Source organism: Azospirillum halopraeferens DSM 3675, from assembly GCF_000429625.1.
In the GTDB taxonomy this organism is placed as follows: Bacteria; Pseudomonadota; Alphaproteobacteria; order Azospirillales; family Azospirillaceae; genus Azospirillum; species Azospirillum halopraeferens.
In genome coordinates, this window is the sequence record NZ_KE386929.1 from 59,186 (window position 1) to 80,275 (window position 21,090).

Sequence of the window (21,090 nt, forward strand, 5' to 3'; positions counted from 1 at the left end):
CATGAGACCGCAGACACCCGTCAAATCGGCCACCGCCTTCCGCACCATCAGCGAGGTGTCGGAGGAGTTGGACATACCGCAGCACGTCCTGCGGTTCTGGGAGACCCGATTCCCGCAGATCCGTCCGCTCAAGCGCGGCGGTGGCCGTCGCTATTACCGGCCGGAGGACGTGGAGCTGCTGCGCCGCATCCGCAGCCTCCTCTATCACGAAGGCTACACGATCAAGGGCGTCCAGCGCCTTCTGCGCGAGCACCGCGGCACCCTGCCCGCGGCCGGCCTGGCCCCGCCCCCGCCCGGCGACGAGGCCGACGATCCCGCCGACACCGCGATTCCCGGCGAGGCCGAACCCGAGACCACGCCTGCGCTGCCCGACACCGCGCGCGCGGCGATCGTCGACGTGGTCACCGAACTGAAGGCCCTGCGCGCCCTGCTGACTCCCGCCGATGAAAACGCGCCGGAGCGATAAGGAAGGGTTGCGTCGCCTTCCGAGGCTGGCTATATATGCCGCCCACACCGGCACCGGCTGACGGAGCGTAGCGCAGCCTGGTAGCGCATCAGACTGGGGGTCTGGGGGTCGCAGGTTCAAATCCTGTCGCTCCGACCAATTCCGGAGCCGGTGGAAAAGCCCCGAAGTTCAACGACTTCGGGGCTTTTGTTTTGGCCGCGGCGGGGCGATCCCTTTTCCGGGCGCGCAGGCGGCCGGACGGGTGCCGCCGCAGCTTCCCCCGCGGCTTGAATTCGCCGGGTGCCGTGGTAACCTCAGGGGCAGGAGGTGACGCGCTTTCCCCGCTTCCTGAAGGTGGGACCGGTTTCCCGGCCCCACCCCTTGGTTCAGCTACTCACGGTCCTGGTTGAAGCCGGCCTCGAACTCCAACTTCACCCGGAACCGGAAGCGGCGGAACCACTTCAGGAACGTTTTCAAACGCGTCACCTCCTTCCGCTTTGCCGTCCGGGATCAGTCCCGTCCGACGCGAGCATTTCACCTGAAGCGGCGCCGGACGGCGAGCAGAATCCAATGCGGATTCGCGTGTGGCGTGGACTCAGAAATGCACCCAGCCGCGCGCCGGGACGTCCAGAGGGGCGCCGGTGGCATCCGTGACGGTGACGGTGCCGGTCGGGCCGTCCAGCAGGTGACCGATCTCGGCGATGGCCACTCCGGTCCGGGCGGCCAGGGCCGCCACGTCGGCGCGCCGGTCCGCCGGGGCGGTGAACAGAAGCTCGTAGTCGTCGCCGCCGGTCAGCGCCCGCACCAGGAGCGCCGGATCGTCCCCCACCACGGAACGGGCCGCCACCGACAGGGGCACCCGGGCAGCCTCCAGGACCGCCGCGCAGCCCGATTCCTCGGCGAGGTGCGCCAGGTCGGCGACGAGGCCGTCGGACACGTCGATGGCGGTGATGGCCAGCCCGCGCAGGCCCCGGCCAACGGTCAGACGCGGCTCCGGCCGGCGCAGGCGGCCCAGCAGGTGCGCCTGCGCGCCGGCGTCGGCCACCTCCAGTTCGCCCAGCGCAACCGCCAGGCCCAGGGCGGCGTCACCGATGGTGCCGGTGACGAACAGCGGGTCGCGCCGCGCCGTGGCGCGCGGCAGCGCCTGCCCGGCGGGAACGGTGCCGAAGGCGGTGACGGCCAGCGTGACGGGGCCGCGCGTCGACACGGAGTCGCCGCCGGCCAGCGCGATGCCGTAGCGCTGCTGGTCCTCGCCCAGGGCCGCGGCGAAGGCGGCCAGCCATGCCTCCGGCAGGTCGCGGGGCAGCGACACCGCCAGGGTGTACGCCAGCGGTTCGGCCCCCATGGCCGCAAGATCGGAGAGGTTGACGCGCAGCAGCTTGGCGGCGATGTCGGCGGGCGGGTCGTCGGGCAGGAAATGGATGCCGGCGACCATGGCGTCCATGGTCACCACCAGTTCCCGCCCCGGCGGCACGGCGAACACCGCGGCGTCGTCGGCCAGCCCGCGGGCGCCGGCGAAACCGGCGGCCAGCGGCTTGAAATAGCGGGCGATCCGTCCGAACTCGCCCGAACCCGGCGGGGACGCCGGGGTGTCAGCCGTCGTCCCGGGCACGGCCCTGATCCGGCTGCTGCAGTTCGTCGGGGCGCAGGACACGGGCGACGTGGTCGAGCACGCCGTTGACCATCCCCGGCTCCCGCCCGGCGAAGAAGGCGTGCGCCACGTCCACGTACTCGCTGATGAGGATGCGGGGGTGGACGTCGCGGTGGGCGAAGATCTCGTAGGCGCCGGCGCGCAGGATGGCGCGCAGCAGCATCTCCACCCGCTCCAGGGGGAACTTGGGCGACAGGGCCGCGGTCACCAGGCCGTCCACTTCCGTGCGCCGGTAGGCGGCACCGCGCACAATGTCGGAGAAAAGCTGAGGGTCCGCGGCGACGAAGCGTTCCCCGTCGATCTCCTGGCCCAGCCGGTGCTTCACGAACTCTCCCACCACCGGCTCCACGTCGGCGCCGGTGAGGTCAATCTGGTACAGGGCCTGCACGGCCGACAGCCGCGCCGCCTTGCGCCGCGCCTTGGCGGAACCGCCCCCGCTCTTCCTGGTGCCGCGCCGCGCCTTGGCGCGTCCGGCCGCATCGTCGTTGCTCATGGTCTCTGGATTGCTCTGGTTGCGGAAAGGCGCCCTCACCGCGGGTAGAGGCGGAATTGGCGCTTCAGTTCGATCATGTCAAGGCAGGCGCGGGCCGCCTGGCCGCCGCGGTTGCGACCGCCGACGGCAGCGCGCACCCACGCCTGTTCCCGGTTCTCGACGGTCAGGATGCCGGTGCCGACCGCCAGCGTGTGCCGCAGGACCAGATCGTGCAGGCCGTGCATCGCCCGGCTGCAGATCAGATCATACGCGGTGGTCTCGCCGCGGATGACGCAGCCCAGCGCCACATAGCCGTCGTAGCGCCGGCGCGCGGTGTAGACGTCCATGGAGCGTACGGCGATCTGCACCGCCGCCGGGATCTCCAGCACGCCCGGCACCGGCACGCGGTGGTGGGTGGCTCCGGCCTTGTTCAGTTCCCCCAGGGCGCCGCGCACCAGTTCGTCGGCGATGTCCTCGTGACAGCGGGACTCCACCACCATGATGTGCGGCGCGTCGCTCATCGCCGCTTACCCGGCCTCCCCCGGGGCCGGCACCGCACGCTGGCCGACCACGGTGAGGCCGTAGCCCTCCAGCCCGATGATCGTCTTGCGCCGGTTGGTCAGCAGTTCCATCTTGCGCACGCCGAGGTCGAGCAGGATCTGGGCGCCGACACCATAGTCGCGCAGTTCCGCCCCGCCGGCCGCCTGCCCCTCCAGGCGCGCCCTGGCCAGCGCCGACAGGCCGGTCGCCTGCGGCTCGCGCAGCAGCACCACGACGCCGCGGCCCTCGCGGGCGATCAGCTCCATGCACGCCTGCAACTCCCCGTCGCGCCCGGCCGAGCGGTCGCCCAGCACGTCGTCCAGCACCGACAGGGCGTGCATGCGCACCAGCACCGGCTCGTCGCCCGAGATGTCGCCGCGCACCAGGGCGATGTGCTCGGCGTACGCCACCTTGTTGACGTAGACGTACATCTGAAAGCGGCCGCCGAAACGGCTGTCCAGGGTGCCGGCCAGCCGCTGTTCGACGATCGTTTCGATGCGGCGGCGGTAGCCGATCAGATCGGCGATGGTGCCGACCTTCAGGCCGTGGAACTGGGCGAACTTCACCAGGTCCGGCAGGCGGGCCATGGTGCCGTCGTCGTTCATGATCTCGCAGATCACGCCGGCCGGCGTCAGCCCGGCCATGCGGGCGATGTCCACCGCCGCCTCGGTATGGCCGGCGCGCACCAGCACGCCGCCGTCGCGGGCCAGCAGCGGAAAGACGTGGCCCGGCGTCACCAGATCGCCCGGCCCGGCGGCCGGGTCGATGGCCACCTGGATGGTGCGCGCCCGGTCGGCGGCGGAGATGCCGGTGGTCACCCCCTCGCGCGCCTCGATGGAGACGGTGAAAGCGGTGTGGTGCCGCGAGGCGTTCTGCTGCGCCATCAACGGCAGGTGCAGCTTGGCGATCCGCTCGCTGTCCATCGCCAGACAGATCAGGCCGCGCCCGTACTTCGCCATGAAGTTCACGACCTCCGGCGTCGCCATCTGGGCGGGGATCACGAGGTCGCCTTCGTTCTCCCGATCCTCGTCGTCGACCAGGATGAACATGCGGCCCTGCCGCGCCTCCTCGACGATCTCTTCGGCGGAGGACAGATAGGAGTGGTATTCGGAGGTCATTCCTGGCCCACCAGCCGCGCGACGTAACGCGCCAGCATGTCGATTTCCATGTTCACGCGGTCGCCGGGGCGCAGGCCCCCGAAGGTGGTGGCGGACTGCGTGTGCGGGATGATGTTGACGCCGAAGCGGGCGCCATCCACCTCGTTCACCGTCAGCGACACCCCGTCCAGCGCCACCGAGCCCTTGGAGGCCACGTAGCGGGCGAGGTGCGCCGGCACCTCGAAGGTGAAGCGGATCGATTCGCCGTCGGGCCGGATCTCCGTCACCATGGCCACGCCGTCGACGTGGCCGGACACGATGTGCCCACCCAGTTCGTCGCCGACCTTCAGCGCCCGTTCGAGATTGACGCGGGTTCCGGGCATCCAGTCACCCAGCGTGGTCTTCGACAGCGTCTCGGCGGACGCCTGGACGGCGAACCAGCCGGGCCCCTTGTCGACGACGGTCAGACAGACGCCGCTGTTGGCGATGGATGCGCCGATGGGGACCGTCTCCATATCGAAGACGGTCTCGATGGTGAAGCGCGTGTCGCCCTGCTTCTCCACAGCGCGCACGCGGCCGACGTCGGTGACGATTCCGGTGAACATGGGCCGGACTTTAGCAGGTTTTGCGCCGGGCGGAAGCGGCGAGCGCGCACCTCCGCCCTTTACGGCCACCCTGCATCGGCGTAGCCTCCTTAGACTATGCACCTCCGTTCCGTCCGGTGGATGCTCGCGGCGGCTCTTGTCCTGGTCCCGGCCGTCCCCGCGCACGCCACCGACCTGCACCGCCTGTTCGAGGACCGCTGCGAATCGTGCCACGGCCATGCCGGGGACTTCGCCCGCGAGGCCCTGCACGATGCCGACGGCGCACTCGCCGGACGGCGCCCCCGCCGTGACCTGATCACCTTCCTGGAACGCCACCAGGGCGGCCTGCCCCGGGATCTGGCGCTGGCGGTGCACGCCATGCTCCTGGCGCAGGTCCGCACGGACCCGCTGTTCCGCGACCGGTGCAGCCAATGCCATGGCCGCGCCGCCGATCTGGTCCGCGATACCCTGATCCGCCGCGACGGCGTGGTGATCGGGCGTTACACCGGCCGCCCCGTGGCCGAATTCCTGGCCGGCCACGGACGTCTCTCATCGGACGAGGTGCCGGTGATCGTTGAGTTGCTGACGCGCCTGGAGCGCGAGGTTCACTGGCCCTGACGGTCCAGCGCGAACTGCGCGATGATCGTGTGCTGCAACGGGCTGAAGTTGTCGTCGGAAACGAGATAGACCAGCGTCGTCCCGTCGGCCCCCGGCACCGCGGCGACCGCCTCGAAGTTGTCAACCAGCAGGGGCAGCGCCAGGCGGCCCAGTTCCTCCCCGCCCAGCACGGCGCCGGGCGCCGGAGCGGTTCCCGGCAGGCGCACAAGCCGCGCCTGCCAGCCGCCGATCATGGACACGAAGCGCTCCAGCACCAGCACGTCGCCGTCGGGGGTCACGGCGGCACCCGTGGGCCGGAAACCGGGTGCGGCCCGGTAGGTCAGGGGCGCCCAGTCGTTGCGGGCCCGCAGCGGCGCACCGGCGACCCAGCCGCGCCGTTCCGGCACACCGTCGTCCGCCCCCTCCTCCAGCACCAGAAGCCGCCCGTCGGGCAGCAGCGCCATGGCCTCCAGCCCGCCGTTGCGCGGCGCATCCTCCAGGCCGGGCGGCGCGGGCAGGGCCGTCACCGCGCCCTCGCCGCGATCGAAGCCGGGGGGATAGCGCAGGATGCGGTGCTCGCGCTCGAACGCCACCAGCCAGCCGCCGTCGGGCAGCCGCAGCAGTTCCTCGGCGTCGGCGGACCCGCCGGGGTGGGGCAGCGGCCGATGCGTCACGCCGGAGACGCCGGTCAGCCGACCCGAACCGTCGTGCGCCAGGCGACCGAACACCAGCTTGCCGCGGTCGCTGACCGCGGTGAACCGCTCGCCATCCTCGCGCAGGACGAAGCCGGACAACCCGCCGATGCCGCCCCCGCTCACCGCCACCGCGCCGAGGAAGCGCAGGCGCCCCACCGTCTCCCGCGCGGGGTCCTGCGAGTCCAGGTGCAGGGTCCGCACCGCGACGGACGGCGGACCGCCGGACCCTCCGGCCGCGGCGGAGCATCCGGCGGCGAGGACCAGCGCCAGCAGGCTGCGGCGCAATCGGGGGAGGACTCGACGATCGGCATGGAGCATGCGCCCAATGAACCACAGGATGCCGCCGCCGGGCGAGCGTGTTCCCGCCGATCGCGGCGGCCGCGGCCCGTCATCGGCCGGAGTATGACGGCCGCGGTACCCCCTTTGACCAGCCGCAGGCCCGGACATCCGTGCATAGATTCACCCGAGGTGCCCGTTTGCCATCGGCGAGCGGGAACTCCCGCCCGTTGAGCACAGGTTGACGTCCATGCCCTTCAGGTCATACCCGGTCGCCGCCCCAGCCGACCATGCCACGGGCGGCGCCGGTGCACAGCACGCGCCGGTTTCCGCAACGCCGGAGGCCACCGCCGACGCGCGCATCCGGGCCCTGGAAGCGGAGATGCGGGAGCTTCAGCACCGTGCCAAGAACAGCCTCCAGCTCGTCATCAGCCTGTTGAAGCTGCAGGCCGGGCGCATCCGCGACCCCGACGCCCGCATCGCCTACGAGCAGACCCTGGTGCGCATCGAGGCGCTGGCGATCCTTTACCGCCAGCTTCATGAAACGGGCAGCGGCACCCATGTGGACCTGGGCCGCTACGTCACGGCCCTGTGCGAATCGGTCAAGGAGGGCACGCCCGGCGGTGCTGCCAACATCCCGGTCACCGTCGAGGCCGAGCCCATGCAGATCGGCCTGTACGAGGCCATGCCGCTGGGGCTGATCATCGCTGAACTGGTGTCGAACAGCTTGCACCACGCCTTTCCAGAGCAGGGCTGGATCGTCGTCCGGCTGACCCGGGCGGACGAGCGCCGCGGCCGCCTGGAGATCGAGGACAACGGCCGCCCCCTGCCGGCCGGCTTCGACACCACCTCCGACGACGGGCTGATGCTGGCCGAGGCGCTGGCCGCGCAGCTCGGCGACACCCTGTCGACGGACACCGACTCCTCGGGCACCACGGCGGCGGTGCGCTTCCCGCTGTGAGCCCCGGCACCGACGATCCGGACGCCGGCCTGCCCCGCCTGTCGCCGGAGGAACTGGCCATCCTGCTGGGCGGCGGCCTGTCGGAAGAGGCGCGCGAGCGGCAACGGCTGCGCAACGCCCGCGCCAACACCCGGCGCACCGACCGCCGCCGCAGCGATCCGGCCTTCGCCGAAGCCCTGCGCACCGCCGACCGGGCGCGCCAGCGCCGCAAGCGCGCCGCCGCCGAACGCTCCCCCCGCCCGCCGGCGCCGGCGGCCCCCCTGCCCGCCCTTACCCCGCTGGAAGCGGCGCGGCGCCTGGAACGCCACCTGGAGAGCGTGCGCGACGCCCGCACCGCCCAGCTCCGCTCCAAACCGGATCTCGTGCAGCGCTGCGTCGACGGCTTCACCGTCTACCGCCATCTGTCGGCCGACGGCACACGCCCGACCCGCGGCGCCATGGCCGCCGCCTTCCGCGACCTGTTCGGGGTGACGCTGACCCCGTCGCAGGTGCAGAACGTCCGCGACCGGGTGGAGGACCTGGCCCGGCCCGGCGGCCCGTGGCACGGAGGGTAATGCCGGGTTGGGAACGTCCTGTCGTCCGAACCCGGTGTCGGCGGCGGCCGCGGCCCGATGGAACCGAAGCCCGCGTGACGTCTGAACGCAGCGGTCAGGATATCCCGGCCGCGTACCGGCTATCCCTCCAGCAGCTTCGGGTTGGCGATGGCGAGGCGTGCCCGCACGGTGGCGTCCAGGCAGTCGAGCAGTGCCCCGGCGTCGCGGTCGTAGGCTCCGGCGGCGATGTCCGCGCACAGCCGCCGTTGCAGGGCGTCGACGCGGTCGCTCAGCGCGGCGCCGGACAGGGACTCGTCGGCGTCGCTGCCGACCAGCGGGATCATCGCCGCCATCATCGCGTGGCCGGCGGCGTCCAGCCCATCCAGTTCGCGTGCGGCGATGGCCATGGCGTTGGCGATCATCAGGGCGGTGTAGCGCCGCTCCGGCGGCACGACGGGCAGCACCTCGGCACGGTAGGCGTCGAGAGCGGCGGCCAGGAGCCGGCGGGCATCGGGATCGTTGCGCATCATCACGCTCCCTGTTCGATGGCGCGGAGATGGATCAGCAGGTCGCGCTCGATCTCCGGCACCAGGCGGCCGGTCAGCGCCAGTTCCAGCGACGGTTCGGTGCCCGACGTGTGGCGGCGCCCCTGCATGATCGCGATGGCGGCCCAGCGCAGATAGGCCGCAGCCTCCCACCAGGCGACGCGGGCCGCATCGACGGACCGCCCCGCCGTTTCCTCATAGCCGGCATAGAGGTCGGCGCGGTCGGCGATGCCGCCGGCCTCGCGGTCGGTGCGGCCGAACCGCCAGGACCGGGCGCAGAACCAGCCGAGATCCTCCATGGGATCGCTCCATCCCGCGAACTCCCAGTCGAGGACCGCGGTCAGCCGGCCGTCCTCTACCAGATAGTTTCCGGTCCGGAAATCGCGATGGCACAGCACCACGTCCCCCGGTGCCGGCGCGTGCACCTGAAGCCAGCGCAGCCCCCAGGCCAGCACCGGGTCGCGGTCGGCCGCACCGTCCATCCAGGCGCGGTAGTCGCGCACCGCTGCGGCTGCCGCTCCGCCGTCACGGGGAAGCGGCAGGTCCAGATCGTCATCGTCGGGGCGCACCCGGTGCAGCCGGCCGAGGGTGCGTCCCAGTTCGCGCGCCAGGTCGCGCTGCGGTGCTTCGCAGCGGACCACCAGCCGTCCGGCGGCGGTGCCGGCGGCGCGGCGCATGACGTAGAAGGGACCGCCGAGGATGTCCGCATCCTCGCAGGCGAACAGCGGCTCGGGCACCGCCACGCCGGCGGTGCGGGCGGCGCACAGCACCGCGAACTCGTGCATCTTGTCGAGGCTGGCGGCCATGCCGGAGGCGGGGCCGATGCGCAGCACCACCGCATGGCGGCCGTCCAGCGGCCCGCCCGACACGGCCAGCGCCGCCCCGAGGTTCAGCGAGATGGCGCCACCGCCCAGCCGCTCCACGCTCTCCACCGCCACGCGCCCGGCGCCGGCCGCCCCGGCCAGCCAGCGTTCCAGGGCCGGCAATGCTTCGTCCGTTATGGGTCCGGCCATCTCACCCCCAGCTCCAGAACGCGTCACCTTCGTCCAGGTACGCCCCGCTCAGCACCATTCGGTGCACTTCCGAGGCACCGTCGACCAGCCGGGCCTGGCGGGCGTAGCGGTAGATCCACTCCAGCACCGTGTCGGTGGAATAGCCGCGCGCCCCGCACAGTTGAATGGCGGTGTCCGCCGCGGTGTGGAGCGTGTCCGCCACCAGCACCTTGGCCATGGACAGCTCCTTGCGGGCACGCCCGCCGCGGTCCAGGGTCCAGGCGGCCTTCATGGTCATCAGCCGGCCCAGCTCGATGCGCATGGCCGCATCGCCCAGCATCCACCGCACCCCCTCGCGGCCGGCAAGCGTGGTGCCGAAACTCTCCCGCTCCGTCACATAGGCGCCGGCGATCTCCAGACAGCGCTTGGCCAGGCCCAGCCAGCGCATGCAGTGGGTGAGCCGCGCCGGGCCCAGACGGATCTGCGTCACTTTCAGCCCGTCGCCCACGCCCATCAGCACATCGCCGTCCGGGATCTCCAGCCCGTCGAAGACCAGCTCGCAATGGCCGCCGTGTTCCTCCGGCCCCATGATGGGGATGCGCCGCACGATCTCCCATCCGGGTTGGTCGCGGTCGAAGAGAAAGGCGGTCAGCCCCTTGCGGGGGTCGTCGGAGGTGCGGGCGATCAGGATGAAGTGCTGCGCCACGCCGGCCCCGGTGATGAACCACTTGCGCCCGGACACGACCCAGCGGTCGCCCCGCCGCTCCGCCCGCGTGCGCATCATCGAGGGGTCTGAGCCCGAGCCGGGGTGCGGCTCCGTCATGGCGAAGGCGGAGCGCACCCGGCCGTCGATGATGGGCTGCAGCCAGCGCGCCTTCTGCGCCTCGGTGCCGACGCGGTTCAGCACCATCATGTTGCCGTCGTCGGGGGCGGCGGCGTTGAAGACCACCGGCCCGAAGATGGACCGGTTCATCTCCTCGTAGCAGGCGGCCATGCCGACCATCGCCAGGCCGCCGCCGCCCCGTTCGCGCGGCATCTGCAGGGACCACAGGCCCGCCGCCCGCGCCCGGGCGCGCAGGTCACCGAGGGCGGGTTCCGCGATGTTGTCGTGCTCGTCCCGGCAGGCCCGGTCGGCCTCGACGGGCAGGATCTCCTCCTCCACGAAGGCGCGGATGCGCCGGCGCATTGCCTCCACGTCGGCGGGCAGGGCGAAATCCATGGCGGTCTCCCCTATACGCGGTCCGGACCTGCCGAACCCTGTGTCACAGCGAGCTGACGAGATGGCCCCCGTCCACCGCCAGCACCGCGCCGGTCATGTACGCGCCGGCGTCGGAGCACAGCAGCAGCAGCGGCCCCTCCAGGTCCTGCGGCCGGCCGAGCCGGCGCTGCGGAATGCGGCGGACCAGCGCCTGCCCGGCGTCGGTCGCGAAGAAGTCGCGGTTGAGGTCGGTTTCCACATAGCCGGGGCACAGCGCGTTGACGCGGATGCCGTGGCGCGCCAGTTCCAGCGCCATTGCCCGGGTGAGGTGCACCAGCCCCGCCTTGGACACGGCGTAGGCGGACACCTGCCCGGCCACCCGCAGGCCGACGATGGAGGCGATGTTGACGATCGCCCCGCCCTGCCCGCCCTCGCGCATGGCGTCCGCGGCGGCGCGCGCCACCAGGAAGGCGCCCTTCAGGTTGGTGTCCATCACCCGGTCCCACGCCGCCTCGTCCAGGTCGAGCACGGAGCGCGTGTCGGTGACGCCGGCGTTGTTGATCAGGATGTCGATGCCGCCCAGCCCGACGGAGGCATCCTCCACCGCGGCGCTGACGGAGGCGGCGTCGGTGACATCCATCGGCACCGCGACGGCCTCTCCGCCCGCCTCCATGATGGTGTCGCACAGCTCTTCCAGGGCGTCGACCCGCCGCGCCGCGACGGCGACCTTCGCCCCCGCCAGCGCCAGCACCAGCGCGAAGTGCCGCCCCAGCCCGGATGAAGCCCCGGTGACCAGCGCCGCCTTTCCCGTGAGATCGATGAGATAGCCGGTCATTCAGAGTTCCCTGGCCCGTTGGCGGAGGACGAACTTGCGGATCTTGCCGGTGGCCGTCCGGGGCAGCGGCCCGAACACCACGGTGCGCGGCACCTTGAAACCGGCGAGACGGGCACGGCACCACTCGGTCACGGTGTCCTGCGTCACCCCGGCCGCGGCGTCGGGTTTCAGGGTGACGAAGGCGCACACGCTCTCGCCCCAGCGGGGGTCGGGGCGGGCGACCACGGCCGCCTCCATGACCGCGGGGTGACCGTACAGGACCTCCTCCACCTCCAGCGACGAGACGTTCTCGCCGCCGGTGATGATGATGTCCTTGGCGCGGTCCTTGATCTCCACATAGCCGTCGGGGTGCACCACCGCCAGGTCGCCGGTGTGCAGCCAGCCGTCGCGCAGCGCCTCGTCCGTCGCCGTCGGGTTCTTCAGATAGCCCTTCATGACCGTGTTGCCGCGCAGCGCCAGTTCGCCGAGCGTGGCGCCGTCGGCCGACACCGGCTGCCCGGTGGCAGCGTCCAGCACCGCCTGCCCGGCCAGGGTCACCATGGCGACGCCCTGGCGGGCCATCCGCGCGGCCCGTTCCGGCGGGTCGAGGGTGTCCCAATCCTCCTGCGGGATGCAGACGGTGGCGGGGCCGTAGCTTTCGGTCATGCCGTAGAGATGGGTCACCGCGAAGCCCATCGCCTCCATCCCGGCGATCACCGCGCCGGGCGGTGCCGCGCCGCCGGTGGCCACCCGGACGGGGCCGTGGGCGAAGCGACGCTTCGCCTCCTCCGGCGCGTGGATGAGCATGGTCAGGACCACCGGGGCGCCGCAGAGGTGGGTGACCCGCTCCTCGTCGATCAGGCGGAAGATCAGGGGCGGGTCCACCTGCCGCAGGCAGACGTGGCGCCCGCCCGCCGCCGTCACCGCCCAGGGATAGGACCAACCGTTGCAGTGGAACATGGGCAGCGTCCACAGATAGACGCTGCGCGGCGTGAGCCCGAAGGTCAGCGCGTTGCCCAGCGCGTTCAGATAGGCGCCGCGGTGGTGGTAGACCACGCCCTTGGGGTTGCCGGTGGTGCCGGAGGTGTAGTTCAGCGCGATCGACTCCCACTCGTCCGCCGGGCCGGCCAGCGGGCGGTCCGGGTCGCCGCCGGCCAGGAACTCCTCGTACTCCGCATCACCGGCGGGTTCGGTGTCGGCGGCGCCGGGGTCGTCGATCCACACCATCCGCGGCCGCACGGCCAGGCGCTCCAGCGCGTCGCGCGCCACCGGGGCAAGGCCGCGGTCGACCAGGAACACCTTCGAGTCCGCGTGCTCCAGGATGAAGGCGACGGCGGCGGCGTCGAGGCGGGTGTTGATGGCGTTCAGCACGGCGCCGGCCCCCGGAACGCCATAATGGGCTTCCAGCATCGCCGGGGTGTTGGGGATCAGCGCCGAGACGCGGTCGCCGCACCGCACCCCGGCCCGCTCCAACGCCGACGCCAGCGCGCGGGCCCGGCGGTCCAGCGCGGCATAGGTCAGCCGTCGGTCGCCGTAGACCACGGCCTCCTTGCCGGGGTGAACGGCGGCGGCGCGCCCGAGAAAGTCCAGCGGTGTCAGCGGCACATGGTTGGCCGCGCGTTTCTCCAGCCCGTGTTCCGCATCGTCCACGGCATCTCCCTCCCCCACCGTTGGCGGCGCCGCCGGTCGTCTCCGGCGTTGTTCGCTGCACCAACCATCGTAGGGCCGCGGCCGGTGACCGGGCAAGTGCGGGAGAGGGGCGTCCTCTCCCGGCGCGGGAGAGGTGCCCCGATTCGGCGTCAGTCGACGTCGGTGACCAGGCAGACGTTGTCCCGGCCCTTCAGGCTGCCGCACCCGTCGCTGCGCGGGGTGACGAAGCGGAACTGGACGCGGGCAGGGTCCACGCCGGCGGGCAGGAAGGCCTGGGCGACCTCCATGCGGAAGGCGGGAGAGACGGTGCGCACCTGCGCCGGTGTGGCGTCGGCCACCAGCGTGGCTCCGGCGGGCTTGCGCTGGGGCTGCGGCGACGGGACGGCGGAGGCAAGCGGTGCCGGAGCCGGAGCCGGAGCCGCGACCGGAGCCGGCGGCGGCGTGAGGGCGGCGAGCACTACGGGCGCCGGGGCGGGCTTGGCCGCCGGAGCGGGGGCGGTCCGGACCGGCGTCGGGGCCGGCGCCGGAGCGGGCGGCGGTGCGGCGGCCACCACAACGGGCGCCGGCGTCGGGGCCGGAGCCGCCGCCGGACGCGGGGCGGTCTCGCGGGCCGGGGCGACGGCCACCTCGATGGCGCCCGCGGCCGGATCGGCCTGGCGCGGCGACGCGCCGCGCACCACCGGCGTCAGGGCCGCCAGGTAGGAGCGCGTCTCCTGCGGCAGCCGCTGCTTGCCCGCCAGGTGGTTGGCGTAGCAGCCGGGGCCGCAGTTGTAGGCGGCGAGGAATCCCGGCGAGCCGAACAGGTCGTACATCTCGCGGATGTAAGCGGTGCCGGCCAGGATGTTGTCCCGCGGGTCAGCCGGGTCGGGACCCAGCCCGTAGGCGTTGCGCATCAGATTGTAGGTGCCGGGCATCACCTGCATCAGGCCGATGGCGCCGGCCCGGCTGGTGATGACGCGCCCGTTGACCCAGTGTCGGCCGCTGCTCTCGCGCATCATCACGGCGCGGATCCAGCTCTCCGGCACGTCGAAGCGGTTGGACGCCTCGCGGATGTGCGGCACCCAGGGGGCGAGCCGGTCGTTGGGATCGATGGGAGCCGCGGCGGGGGCCGAAGCCACCTCCGGCCCCTGCGGGGAGGAAGCGCACCCGGCAAGCGTCAGGCCGAGGATCGCCAGGGCGCCCAACGCGGTCCGCGTCGGGAGCCCCCGGGGGGCCATAGCGGCCCGTGTCTGCCGAAGTTCCACGTGTAAGGAGTCCGTTCTGGCGGGCACGATCGATAGGAGTAACGCGCTTTTTCGGCAACCGGGGCTGACAAGTCAAGTGACTTCGCCTCCCTGCGACCAAGTTTCCGCCACACTGTTGCCACGATGACTTGGTTTGCCGGAACATTTAATGCACATTCGTATGAAAATAGACTTATGAGCCGCGGCGCGCTTAGCGTTTCCCTTTTGTACCGGTGTCAGCATCGGCCTTGTCCGCGGTCAAGGCGAACGCCGCCGGCCATGCCACGGTGAGGCCCCGGTACCCCGACTCCGTCCCCGACCATGACACCACCCCTGCCCGCCGCCCGCCGCCCTGCCGGCCATCGCCTGTTCTTCCCCCTCGCCCTGGTCTACGGGGCGCTGGCCGTGCCGTACTGGACCGCGGGATGGCTGGGATGGTCCGCCACGGGGTGGACGGCGGCGGAGCACGCCCACGAGATGCTGTTCGGATTCGCCCTGGCGGTGGTCGGCGGCTTCCTGCTGACGCGCCCGTCCCCGGCCGCGCTGGCGGTGGCCGTGGTTGCCTGGGTGCTCGGCCGGGTCGCCGTGGCCATCGACCCGCCGGCAGCGGTCGCCGCCGCGATGGGGCTGGCGTTCCCGGCCGTTCTCTTCGTCCTGGCCGGAGTTCCTTTCCTGCGCACGGCCCGCAGCGGGCACAACGCCGTGTTCGGGCCGCTGATCGGCGCCTTCATCCTGGCGGAAGCCCTGTACCGGCTGGCGGGCGACGACGGGCGCACGGGGGTGCTGCTGGCGCTCCACCTCGTGGCGCTGCTGCTGTTCGCCATGGGCGGGCGGATCATTCCCGCGGCCACGGCGGGGGAGATGCGCCGGCGCGACGGCCCTCCGGTCGAGCGGGTGCAGCCGCGCGCCGAGCGGATCGGGCTGTTCGGCGGGATCGCGGCGGCGGCCACGCTTGCCTTCGGCGTGTGGCCGGTGGCCGGAGCCGCCGGCGCCGCCGCGGCCGGGGTGTGCACCCTGATCCGGCTGGCCGGCTGGCGCCCGCTGCGCATCCGCGACCGTCCGGAGCTGTGGAGCCTTCACCTGGGCTATGCCTGGCTGGGGATCGGCTGGCTGGCCATTGCCGCCGAGCGGCTGTTCCCCGGCGCCACCGGAGCGGCCTGGCACGTCCCGGCGATCGGGGCGCTGGGCACGCTGGCGTGCGCCATGATCGTGCGCGCCACGCAGCAGCGCGAGGCCGTGCCCATCCGCTTCCCGCCGGCCGTCACGGCGGCCGTGCTGCTCATTTCCCTTTCCACCGCGGCGCGCGCCGTGGCGGGATGGGAGGGTGCGTCACCCGCCCTGCCGGTCCTGATGGCCGCCGCCGCCGCAACGTGGAGCCTCGCTCTTCTGTTGATCCTGGCGTCGCTGCGGCGGATCCTGGCCGGCCGCTGAGATACGAGGACGTCCCATGCACGCCACTACCGAGACCGGCCGCCGCATCCACGAGGATCACGACCGCACCATCGCCATGCTGAACCGCCTGGAGGAGCACCTGCGCGACGCGGAGACCTTCGGCATTCCGACGCTGGGCCCGGACACGCCGGCCCGGTCCCTGGTTGCCGACCTCGACGCCCTCCTCGACCGCGAACTGGGGCCGCACTTCGACTTCGAGGAGCGGGCGGTGTTTCCCCTGCTGGCCGAGCGGGGTGCGCATGAGCTGGTGCAGCATCTCACCGACGAGCACGAGGCCATGCGTCCCGTCGGACGGCGCCTGCAACGCTATTGCGCCCTGGCGCTGTCGGAGGGGTTCGACGAAGAAAGTTTCGGCGCCTTCCTGCACTTCGCCGAAGACTTGGTGGAGCGCCTGGAACGTCACCTGCAGGTGGAGGAAACCGCGCTGCTCATGGCCGTGGAGACCATGCTCGCCGATGCGCCCGATCTCGATCGCGCGCTCGCCGCGGGATACGGCGGATGACCGATGCCGGGAAGTCGCCTTCGTCGGACCCCCATGTCAATGGGGGTAAATCACCTATGACGTCTGCGCGAAATCCTTTGATCGAGGCATTCCACGGACCGCCTTATTGACGGAAGAGGTTGGACATTTTAAGTCAATAGAAAGCGTTGCATCGCTTCCCGCCGATTTCGTTCCCTTCCGTCCATCGGACCCGCATCGGAACAAGAGCGACGGCGCGGCGGACACCGTCCCGTGGAATGACGAAGGGAACGATCAGATGGCGAACGGCCCGAAGCGCAGGCCCGCGGTGCCGTCATGTGGACCGCACTGAGCGACGGCGAAACCGACGCGCTGACCGAACTGGTCAACGTGTCCGTCAGCAAGGCCGCCGTGACGCTGAGCCGGATGATGGGCGGTGCGGTCACGCTGACGGTGCCGCGGATCACCGTGGTGGCGCGTGCGGAGGCCACGGCGGCCCTGAGCGCCGGCGGGGGCAACGACCGGCTGGTCGCCATCGGCGAATCGTTCGACGGCCCATTCTCGGGATCCGCCGTCCTGGTGTTTCCGGTGTCCAACAGCCTGGAACTGGTGCGGGCGGTGCTGCCCCATCTCGCCGACCTGGATGAGATCATCGAGATGGAGCAGGAGGCGCTCAGCGAGATCGGCAACATCATCATCAACAGTTGCCTGTCCACACTGGCCAACATGCTGCGCGAGCCGATCGCCACCTCGCTGCCGCGGGTCATCTACGGCGGCATCGGCGAGATCCTCACGCGCCCGGCCGACGACGGCGGCAGCGGCGGGACCTGCGACGCCGACGATCGGGTGATGTTCTTCCATGTGGATTTCGTGATGCGGGACCGCGACCTGCGAGGATTCATCGTCATCGTCATGAGCGTGTCGTCGCTGATGGCGTTGCGCGCCAGCGTGCAACGCCTTATGAACGCCCTCGCCGAACCGCCGTCGGCAGACCCGGCCGTGCCGTGCCGATGATCCCGGCCTGCCCCGTTGCGCCCGGCGTGCGCATCCACCTTTCCCGAACCCGGCCAGCCCCCCGCCATGGTTGAGCGTAACGACGAGAGCGCCTCCTTCGACGACATCGACCTGGGCATCGTGCTGCTCGACCGGGACCGCCGGATCGTGCAGTGGAACCGCTGGATGGCGGAGCACGCGGGCATCCCCACCGGGGCCGCCATCGGCCGCGCGTTCTTCGACCTGTTCCCCAACCTGGCGGCCAGCCGCCTCAGCCACGCCGTGGACGACGCCCTGGACAACGGCATGTCCTCGGTGGTGTCACACTATCTCAACCCCGAACTGCTGCCGCTCACCGACACCACCGGCGGGCAGCGCCAGCCGGTCCACCAGTCGATCATCACCCGGCCGCTGGGCCGTGGCCGTGGCGGCTGCCTCATCCAGGTCAACGACATCACCACCGCCGTCCGACGCGAACAGCAGTTGCGCCAGGGCCGCGCCGCGCGATACCGCGCCATCGTCGATTCCGCCACCGACGCGATCGTGACCGTCGACGAGGCCGGCCAGGTGCAGACCGCCAACCGAGCCGCGGCCGCCCTGTTCGGGTGCGGCGAGGGCGACCTGCTGGGCACACCGATCGAGCGACGGATCGCCCCCTTCGCCGAAGGCCGCGCCCATATCGAGCAGCCCGACGGCCGCAGCGTCCACGTGGACATCTCCATCACCCGCTGGACGGCGGAGGGCCGGCGCTTCTTCACGGCGATCATGCGCGACGTCACCGCGCGCATCGAGATGGAGCGCACGATCATCGCCGCCAAGGAAGAGGCGGTGGCCGCCCGCATCGCCGCGGAGCAGGCGAACCGCGCCAAGTCCAAGTTCCTGGCCGCCGCCACCCACGACCTGCGCCAACCCGTGCAGTCGCTGATGCTGTTTTCCTCGGCGCTGGCCACACGGGCGGCGGACGAGCGGTCGCGCACCATCACCGGTCACATGGACCAGGCGCTGACGGCGCTCAAGGGTCTGCTGGACAGCCTGCTCGACATCTCCAAGCTGGACGCCGGCATCGTCACGGCCAAGCCGGAAGGCTTCGCCATCGGCACCCTGCTGGACGCCATCGACCACGGATTCCGACCGATCGCCGCCGCCAAGGGGCTGTCCTGGACGGTGGAGGGGCCGCGCGACGCCATCGTGCGCAGCGACCCCACGCTGCTGGGCCGTATGGTCCGCAACCTGGCCGAAAACGCCATCCGCTACACCGGCCACGGCGGCGTGACGGTGCGGGCGGCGGTGGCGGGCAATCACCTGCGCATCGCCCTGAGCGACACCGGCATCGGCATCCCGCCGGAGAGCCAGGAGGAAATCTTTACGGAGTTCCACCAGCTCGCCAACCCCGAACGGGATCAGAAGCTGGGGCTGGGCCTCGGCCTGGCCATCGTCCGGCGCCTGTCGGTGCTGCTGGACCATCCCGTGGAGGTGCGGTCGCAACCGGACAGCGGCTCGACCTTCATCGTGTCGGTACCGCTCGATACAGCCGCGACGGGTGAGCCGGTACGCCCCGGGCCGCCCGAGACGGGCGCCGGCCGGGTCGTGGTGGTGGTCGAGGACAACGCCGTCGTCCTCCTCGGCCTGCAGGGAATCCTCGAACAGTGGGGCTATCGCGTGGTCCCGGCCGAAGCCTGCGACGACGCCCTGGCGGCGCTGACGGCCGCCGGGCTGGTTCCCGACGTCATCATCGCCGACTACCGCCTGCGCGACAACCGCACCGGCACCGAGGCGATCCGGAGCATCCGGGCCCGCTTCGGCCGCGGCATTCCCGGCCTGATGCTGACGGGGGAGAACAGCCCCGATTGCCTGCGCGACGGCGCGACCGAAGGCTTCGCCATCCTGCACAAGCCGATCGAGCCCCGGCAACTCCGCGCTGCGCTCGACACCGCAGCGCCCACCTGACGACTGACGCGAAAAACAGCCGTCAAAGAAAAACCCGGTGGTATGACCACCGGGCGCCAGTACCAGTTTTATATTTTGCAATGTTGGCGTTTTCCTCCCCCGAAGTCGAACCGGAGGTCTCCGTTCGCCTTCGCGTGGAGACCTTATGCCGGAAGAACCCATGCGAGAAAAGGGGCATTTGGTCATACCCGGGGGCAGCTTTGGTCTAAGGTCCATTCGACCAAAGTCGATAACGTATAGGGTATCCGTGTCACCTTGCCGGCAACGCTGACGCCGTCATTCCGCGGCGAGCGGGGCGTCCAGCGGCAGGGATTGGTCGCGCCAGGCGGCGACGTGGTCCGGCATGGGCGGGGAGTCCACCCGTTCGCCCAGGGCCCGCAGCACCTCGGCCGGCGACACGGTGCCACCGGGGCCGACGAAGGCACCGCGGACCACCGCCAGGGCGGCGGTGGTGGTGCCGGTGGCGATGCGATGCTCGATGTAGATCCACTTATCGTCCCAGCACAGCACACGGCTGATGAGGGTGAAGCGCCGGAAGGGCCGAAGAGGCCGGCGGAACCGGACGGTCGCCGCCCCCAGCACCGGCTGCCAGCGCCGCCGCCACAACAGCGCAACGACCCCGCCGCGCACCAGCAGGTCGAGCCGCCCCAGGTCCATGACGCTGAAATAGCGGGCGTTGGTCATGTGCAGGTTGACGTCGAGGTCAGTCGGCCACACCCGCAGGTGCAGCCGGGATTCCCCGAGAAAGCCGAAGCGCCGGCCGAACCAGCCGGCCAGCACGACGCCGATCATGCGGAACAGCAGGTTCATGGCCCGCCACCCTCCCGCCGCCGCACGCCGTGGTCATGCCACAGGGTCCCCATCCTTGCCTCCCTTCGGGGCCGGCGGGGACCGGTCCCCGCTCAGCCTTCGTCCGCGGCCGTTCCGCGCTCGCGCAGGGCGTCGAGCACGCGGCCCTCGATCTCCGCCAGTTCGGCCACCGTGGCCTCCAGATCCTGGCGCTGCTTCTCCAACTCCCCCAGCCGGTGGCGCACGCGGCCGAGCAGCAGGTTGAGCTGCCCGACGTTGCCCCGGTCGACGTTGTAGAGGTCCAGGTACTCCTTGATCGCCGCCAGCGAGAAGCCCAGCCGCTTGCCCCGCAGGATCAGCTTCAGCCGGGCGCGGTCCCGCTTGGTGTAGACCCGGTTGTTGCCCAGCCGGTCGGGAGACAGGAGCCCCTTCACCTCGTAAAAGCGCAGGGCCCTGGGGGTGATCCCCAACTCCTCCGCAAGCTGGTTGACGGTGTAGAGATCTTCCATGGGGCGCCCCTCGCGGTTCGCCCCGGTCGATCCCAGTACCTGACGCACACGTCAATGAACTGTCGCCGGGGCTACGGCCGTTGGTAGCACAGCACGCTGCGGTTACCAAGGCGCCGTTTCCCCTCGCGTCGCACCACTTCGGAAGAGATTACCTCTATTCGTTATGCCATTGACGTATAGGTTAAGCGTACCTACTGTCAAGGGTGACACACCGCGCCACATCCGGAGACGCCCCATGGTCGACGACCTCGTCCGCAACATGCAGTCCCGCTCGGCCGAGCTGCGCAGCCTCAACGCGCGCGTCCGCTTCGTGCTGGGGGCTCCCGACGCCATCATCCTGCTGGACGCCCGCAGCACGCCCGTCACGGTCACCCGCGCCGACGGGGAGGCGGAGTGCACGCTGCGCCTGTCCCCCGAGAACCTGGGGAAGCTGATGGATGGCCGACTCAACCCCATGTTGGCCTACACCATGGGCAAGCTGAAGGTGGAGGGGTCCACCGGCATCGCCATGAAGCTGGCGTCGCTGCTGGATTCCTGATGCGTGTCAGACAGCCGCGCGCGCTTTGTCGGACAAAACCTTGACGCGAGCGGTCATACCAGCTACGGTCCCCGCGCAACAGGCTTCTCCGATCGATCGACGTCGCGGGATATGGTGCCAGAACCGGCA

At 71.3% G+C, this 21,090-nt stretch carries 23 protein-coding genes and 1 tRNA gene; 10 read left to right on the top strand and 14 right to left on the bottom strand.

What is annotated here, in order from left to right:
• Position 1: 1 nt before the first annotated feature.
• Together G472_RS0129010 and G472_RS0129015 are read left to right on the top strand one after the other, a co-directional pair.
• Positions 2–466: a MerR family transcriptional regulator gene (locus G472_RS0129010; protein WP_029011197.1), complete on the top strand. Its 465-nt coding sequence runs from the start codon at positions 2–4 to the stop codon at positions 464–466.
• Positions 467–527: 61 nt separating this feature from the next.
• Positions 528–604, top strand: a tRNA-Pro gene (locus G472_RS0129015).
• A gap of 436 nt (positions 605–1,040) precedes the next feature.
• On the opposite strand, the gene thiL is transcribed toward G472_RS0129015, so the two are convergent.
• Genes thiL through G472_RS0129045 form a run of 5 tightly spaced genes read right to left on the bottom strand, consistent with a single transcriptional unit; the run spans position 1,041 to position 4,810 of the window.
• Complete coding sequence (gene thiL, locus G472_RS0129025; protein ID WP_029011198.1) at positions 1,041–2,057, bottom strand: thiamine-phosphate kinase; 1,017 nt, start codon at positions 2,055–2,057, stop codon at positions 1,041–1,043.
• On the bottom strand, positions 2,038–2,589 hold the full coding sequence (nusB, locus tag G472_RS36320; RefSeq protein ID WP_035694154.1) for a transcription antitermination factor NusB: 552 nt from the start codon (positions 2,587–2,589) through the stop codon (positions 2,038–2,040). Before nusB ends, thiL begins: the two co-directional genes overlap by 20 nt.
• A gap of 35 nt (positions 2,590–2,624) precedes the next feature.
• Positions 2,625–3,089: a 6,7-dimethyl-8-ribityllumazine synthase gene (gene ribH, locus G472_RS0129035; protein ID WP_029011199.1), complete on the bottom strand. Its 465-nt coding sequence runs from the start codon at positions 3,087–3,089 to the stop codon at positions 2,625–2,627.
• 6 nt (positions 3,090–3,095) lie between these two features.
• Positions 3,096–4,226, bottom strand: a complete 1,131-nt coding sequence (ribB, locus tag G472_RS0129040) for a 3,4-dihydroxy-2-butanone-4-phosphate synthase (RefSeq protein WP_029011200.1) — start codon at positions 4,224–4,226, stop codon at positions 3,096–3,098.
• Positions 4,223–4,810: a riboflavin synthase gene (locus tag G472_RS0129045; RefSeq protein WP_029011201.1), complete on the bottom strand. Its 588-nt coding sequence runs from the start codon at positions 4,808–4,810 to the stop codon at positions 4,223–4,225. The genes ribB and G472_RS0129045 overlap by 4 nt, the downstream gene beginning before the upstream one ends.
• Positions 4,811–4,930: 120 nt before the next feature.
• Between G472_RS0129045 and G472_RS0129050 the strand changes: the two genes are divergently transcribed.
• Positions 4,931–5,407, top strand: a complete 477-nt coding sequence (locus G472_RS0129050; RefSeq protein ID WP_029011202.1) for a hypothetical protein — start codon at positions 4,931–4,933, stop codon at positions 5,405–5,407.
• Here the strand turns inward: G472_RS0129050 and G472_RS0129055 are convergent.
• A complete protein-coding gene (locus G472_RS0129055) occupies positions 5,395–6,366 on the bottom strand; it encodes an esterase-like activity of phytase family protein (protein WP_029011203.1) in 972 nt (323 codons plus the stop codon). The genes G472_RS0129050 and G472_RS0129055 overlap by 13 nt on opposite strands.
• A 241-nt stretch (positions 6,367–6,607) precedes the next feature.
• Between G472_RS0129055 and G472_RS0129060 the strand changes: the two genes are divergently transcribed.
• Both G472_RS0129060 and G472_RS0129065 read left to right on the top strand, forming a co-directional pair.
• Positions 6,608–7,318: a sensor histidine kinase gene (locus G472_RS0129060; protein ID WP_035694157.1), complete on the top strand. Its 711-nt coding sequence runs from the start codon at positions 6,608–6,610 to the stop codon at positions 7,316–7,318.
• The gene (locus tag G472_RS0129065) at positions 7,315–7,872 is read left to right on the top strand and encodes a hypothetical protein (protein WP_029011205.1); all 558 of its coding nucleotides are present in this window, start codon (positions 7,315–7,317) and stop codon (positions 7,870–7,872) included. Before G472_RS0129060 ends, G472_RS0129065 begins: the two co-directional genes overlap by 4 nt.
• Before the next feature lie 119 nt (positions 7,873–7,991).
• Here G472_RS0129065 and G472_RS0129070 read toward each other — a convergent pair whose 3' ends face one another.
• The 6 genes from G472_RS0129070 to G472_RS0129095 all read right to left on the bottom strand — a co-directional run bounded on the left by G472_RS0129070 (position 7,992) and on the right by G472_RS0129095 (position 14,168).
• Entirely contained in the window at positions 7,992–8,378 is a 387-nt protein-coding gene (locus G472_RS0129070) for a DUF6285 domain-containing protein (RefSeq protein WP_029011206.1), read from the bottom strand.
• A gap of 2 nt (positions 8,379–8,380) precedes the next feature.
• On the bottom strand, positions 8,381–9,409 hold the full coding sequence (locus G472_RS0129075) for a phosphotransferase family protein (protein ID WP_035694159.1): 1,029 nt from the start codon (positions 9,407–9,409) through the stop codon (positions 8,381–8,383).
• 1 nt (position 9,410) lies between these two features.
• On the bottom strand, positions 9,411–10,607 hold the full coding sequence (locus G472_RS0129080; RefSeq protein ID WP_029011208.1) for an acyl-CoA dehydrogenase family protein: 1,197 nt from the start codon (positions 10,605–10,607) through the stop codon (positions 9,411–9,413).
• 43 nt (positions 10,608–10,650) lie between these two features.
• Positions 10,651–11,421 carry an SDR family NAD(P)-dependent oxidoreductase gene (locus G472_RS0129085; protein ID WP_029011209.1) on the bottom strand — a complete coding sequence of 257 codons (771 nt, stop codon included), beginning with the start codon at positions 11,419–11,421 and terminating at the stop codon, positions 10,651–10,653.
• On the bottom strand, positions 11,422–13,050 hold the full coding sequence (locus tag G472_RS0129090; protein WP_051341549.1) for a long-chain-fatty-acid--CoA ligase: 1,629 nt from the start codon (positions 13,048–13,050) through the stop codon (positions 11,422–11,424).
• Between the two features lie 149 nt (positions 13,051–13,199).
• Positions 13,200–14,168: a lytic transglycosylase domain-containing protein gene (locus G472_RS0129095; protein ID WP_245593623.1), complete on the bottom strand. Its 969-nt coding sequence runs from the start codon at positions 14,166–14,168 to the stop codon at positions 13,200–13,202.
• Positions 14,169–14,594: 426 nt separating this feature from the next.
• On the opposite strand from G472_RS0129095, the gene G472_RS37740 reads away from it, so the two are divergent.
• The 4 genes from G472_RS37740 to G472_RS38460 all read left to right on the top strand — a co-directional run bounded on the left by G472_RS37740 (position 14,595) and on the right by G472_RS38460 (position 19,125).
• On the top strand, positions 14,595–15,704 hold the full coding sequence (locus tag G472_RS37740; protein WP_051341550.1) for an NnrS family protein: 1,110 nt from the start codon (positions 14,595–14,597) through the stop codon (positions 15,702–15,704).
• A 16-nt stretch (positions 15,705–15,720) separates the two neighbouring features.
• Positions 15,721–16,227 carry a hemerythrin domain-containing protein gene (locus tag G472_RS0129110; RefSeq protein ID WP_029011212.1) on the top strand — a complete coding sequence of 169 codons (507 nt, stop codon included), beginning with the start codon at positions 15,721–15,723 and terminating at the stop codon, positions 16,225–16,227.
• A gap of 294 nt (positions 16,228–16,521) precedes the next feature.
• Positions 16,522–17,199, top strand: a complete 678-nt coding sequence (locus tag G472_RS36335) for a hypothetical protein (protein ID WP_035694175.1) — start codon at positions 16,522–16,524, stop codon at positions 17,197–17,199.
• Positions 17,200–17,265: 66 nt separating this feature from the next.
• The gene (locus G472_RS38460; protein ID WP_084536979.1) at positions 17,266–19,125 is read left to right on the top strand and encodes an ATP-binding protein; all 1,860 of its coding nucleotides are present in this window, start codon (positions 17,266–17,268) and stop codon (positions 19,123–19,125) included.
• A gap of 276 nt (positions 19,126–19,401) precedes the next feature.
• On the opposite strand, the gene G472_RS0129125 is transcribed toward G472_RS38460, so the two are convergent.
• Together G472_RS0129125 and G472_RS0129130 are read right to left on the bottom strand one after the other, a co-directional pair.
• Positions 19,402–19,935 (bottom strand): thioesterase family protein, encoded by a 534-nt coding sequence (locus G472_RS0129125; protein WP_029011213.1) that lies wholly within the window; start codon positions 19,933–19,935, stop codon positions 19,402–19,404.
• A gap of 92 nt (positions 19,936–20,027) precedes the next feature.
• Positions 20,028–20,423, bottom strand: coding sequence for a MerR family transcriptional regulator (locus tag G472_RS0129130; RefSeq protein ID WP_029011214.1), 396 nt, complete (start codon positions 20,421–20,423; stop codon positions 20,028–20,030).
• Between the two features lie 235 nt (positions 20,424–20,658).
• Here G472_RS0129130 and G472_RS0129135 point away from each other — a divergent pair, with 235 nt between their 5' ends.
• A complete protein-coding gene (locus tag G472_RS0129135) occupies positions 20,659–20,961 on the top strand; it encodes an SCP2 sterol-binding domain-containing protein (protein WP_029011215.1) in 303 nt (100 codons plus the stop codon).
• Positions 20,962–21,090 lie beyond the last annotated feature (129 nt).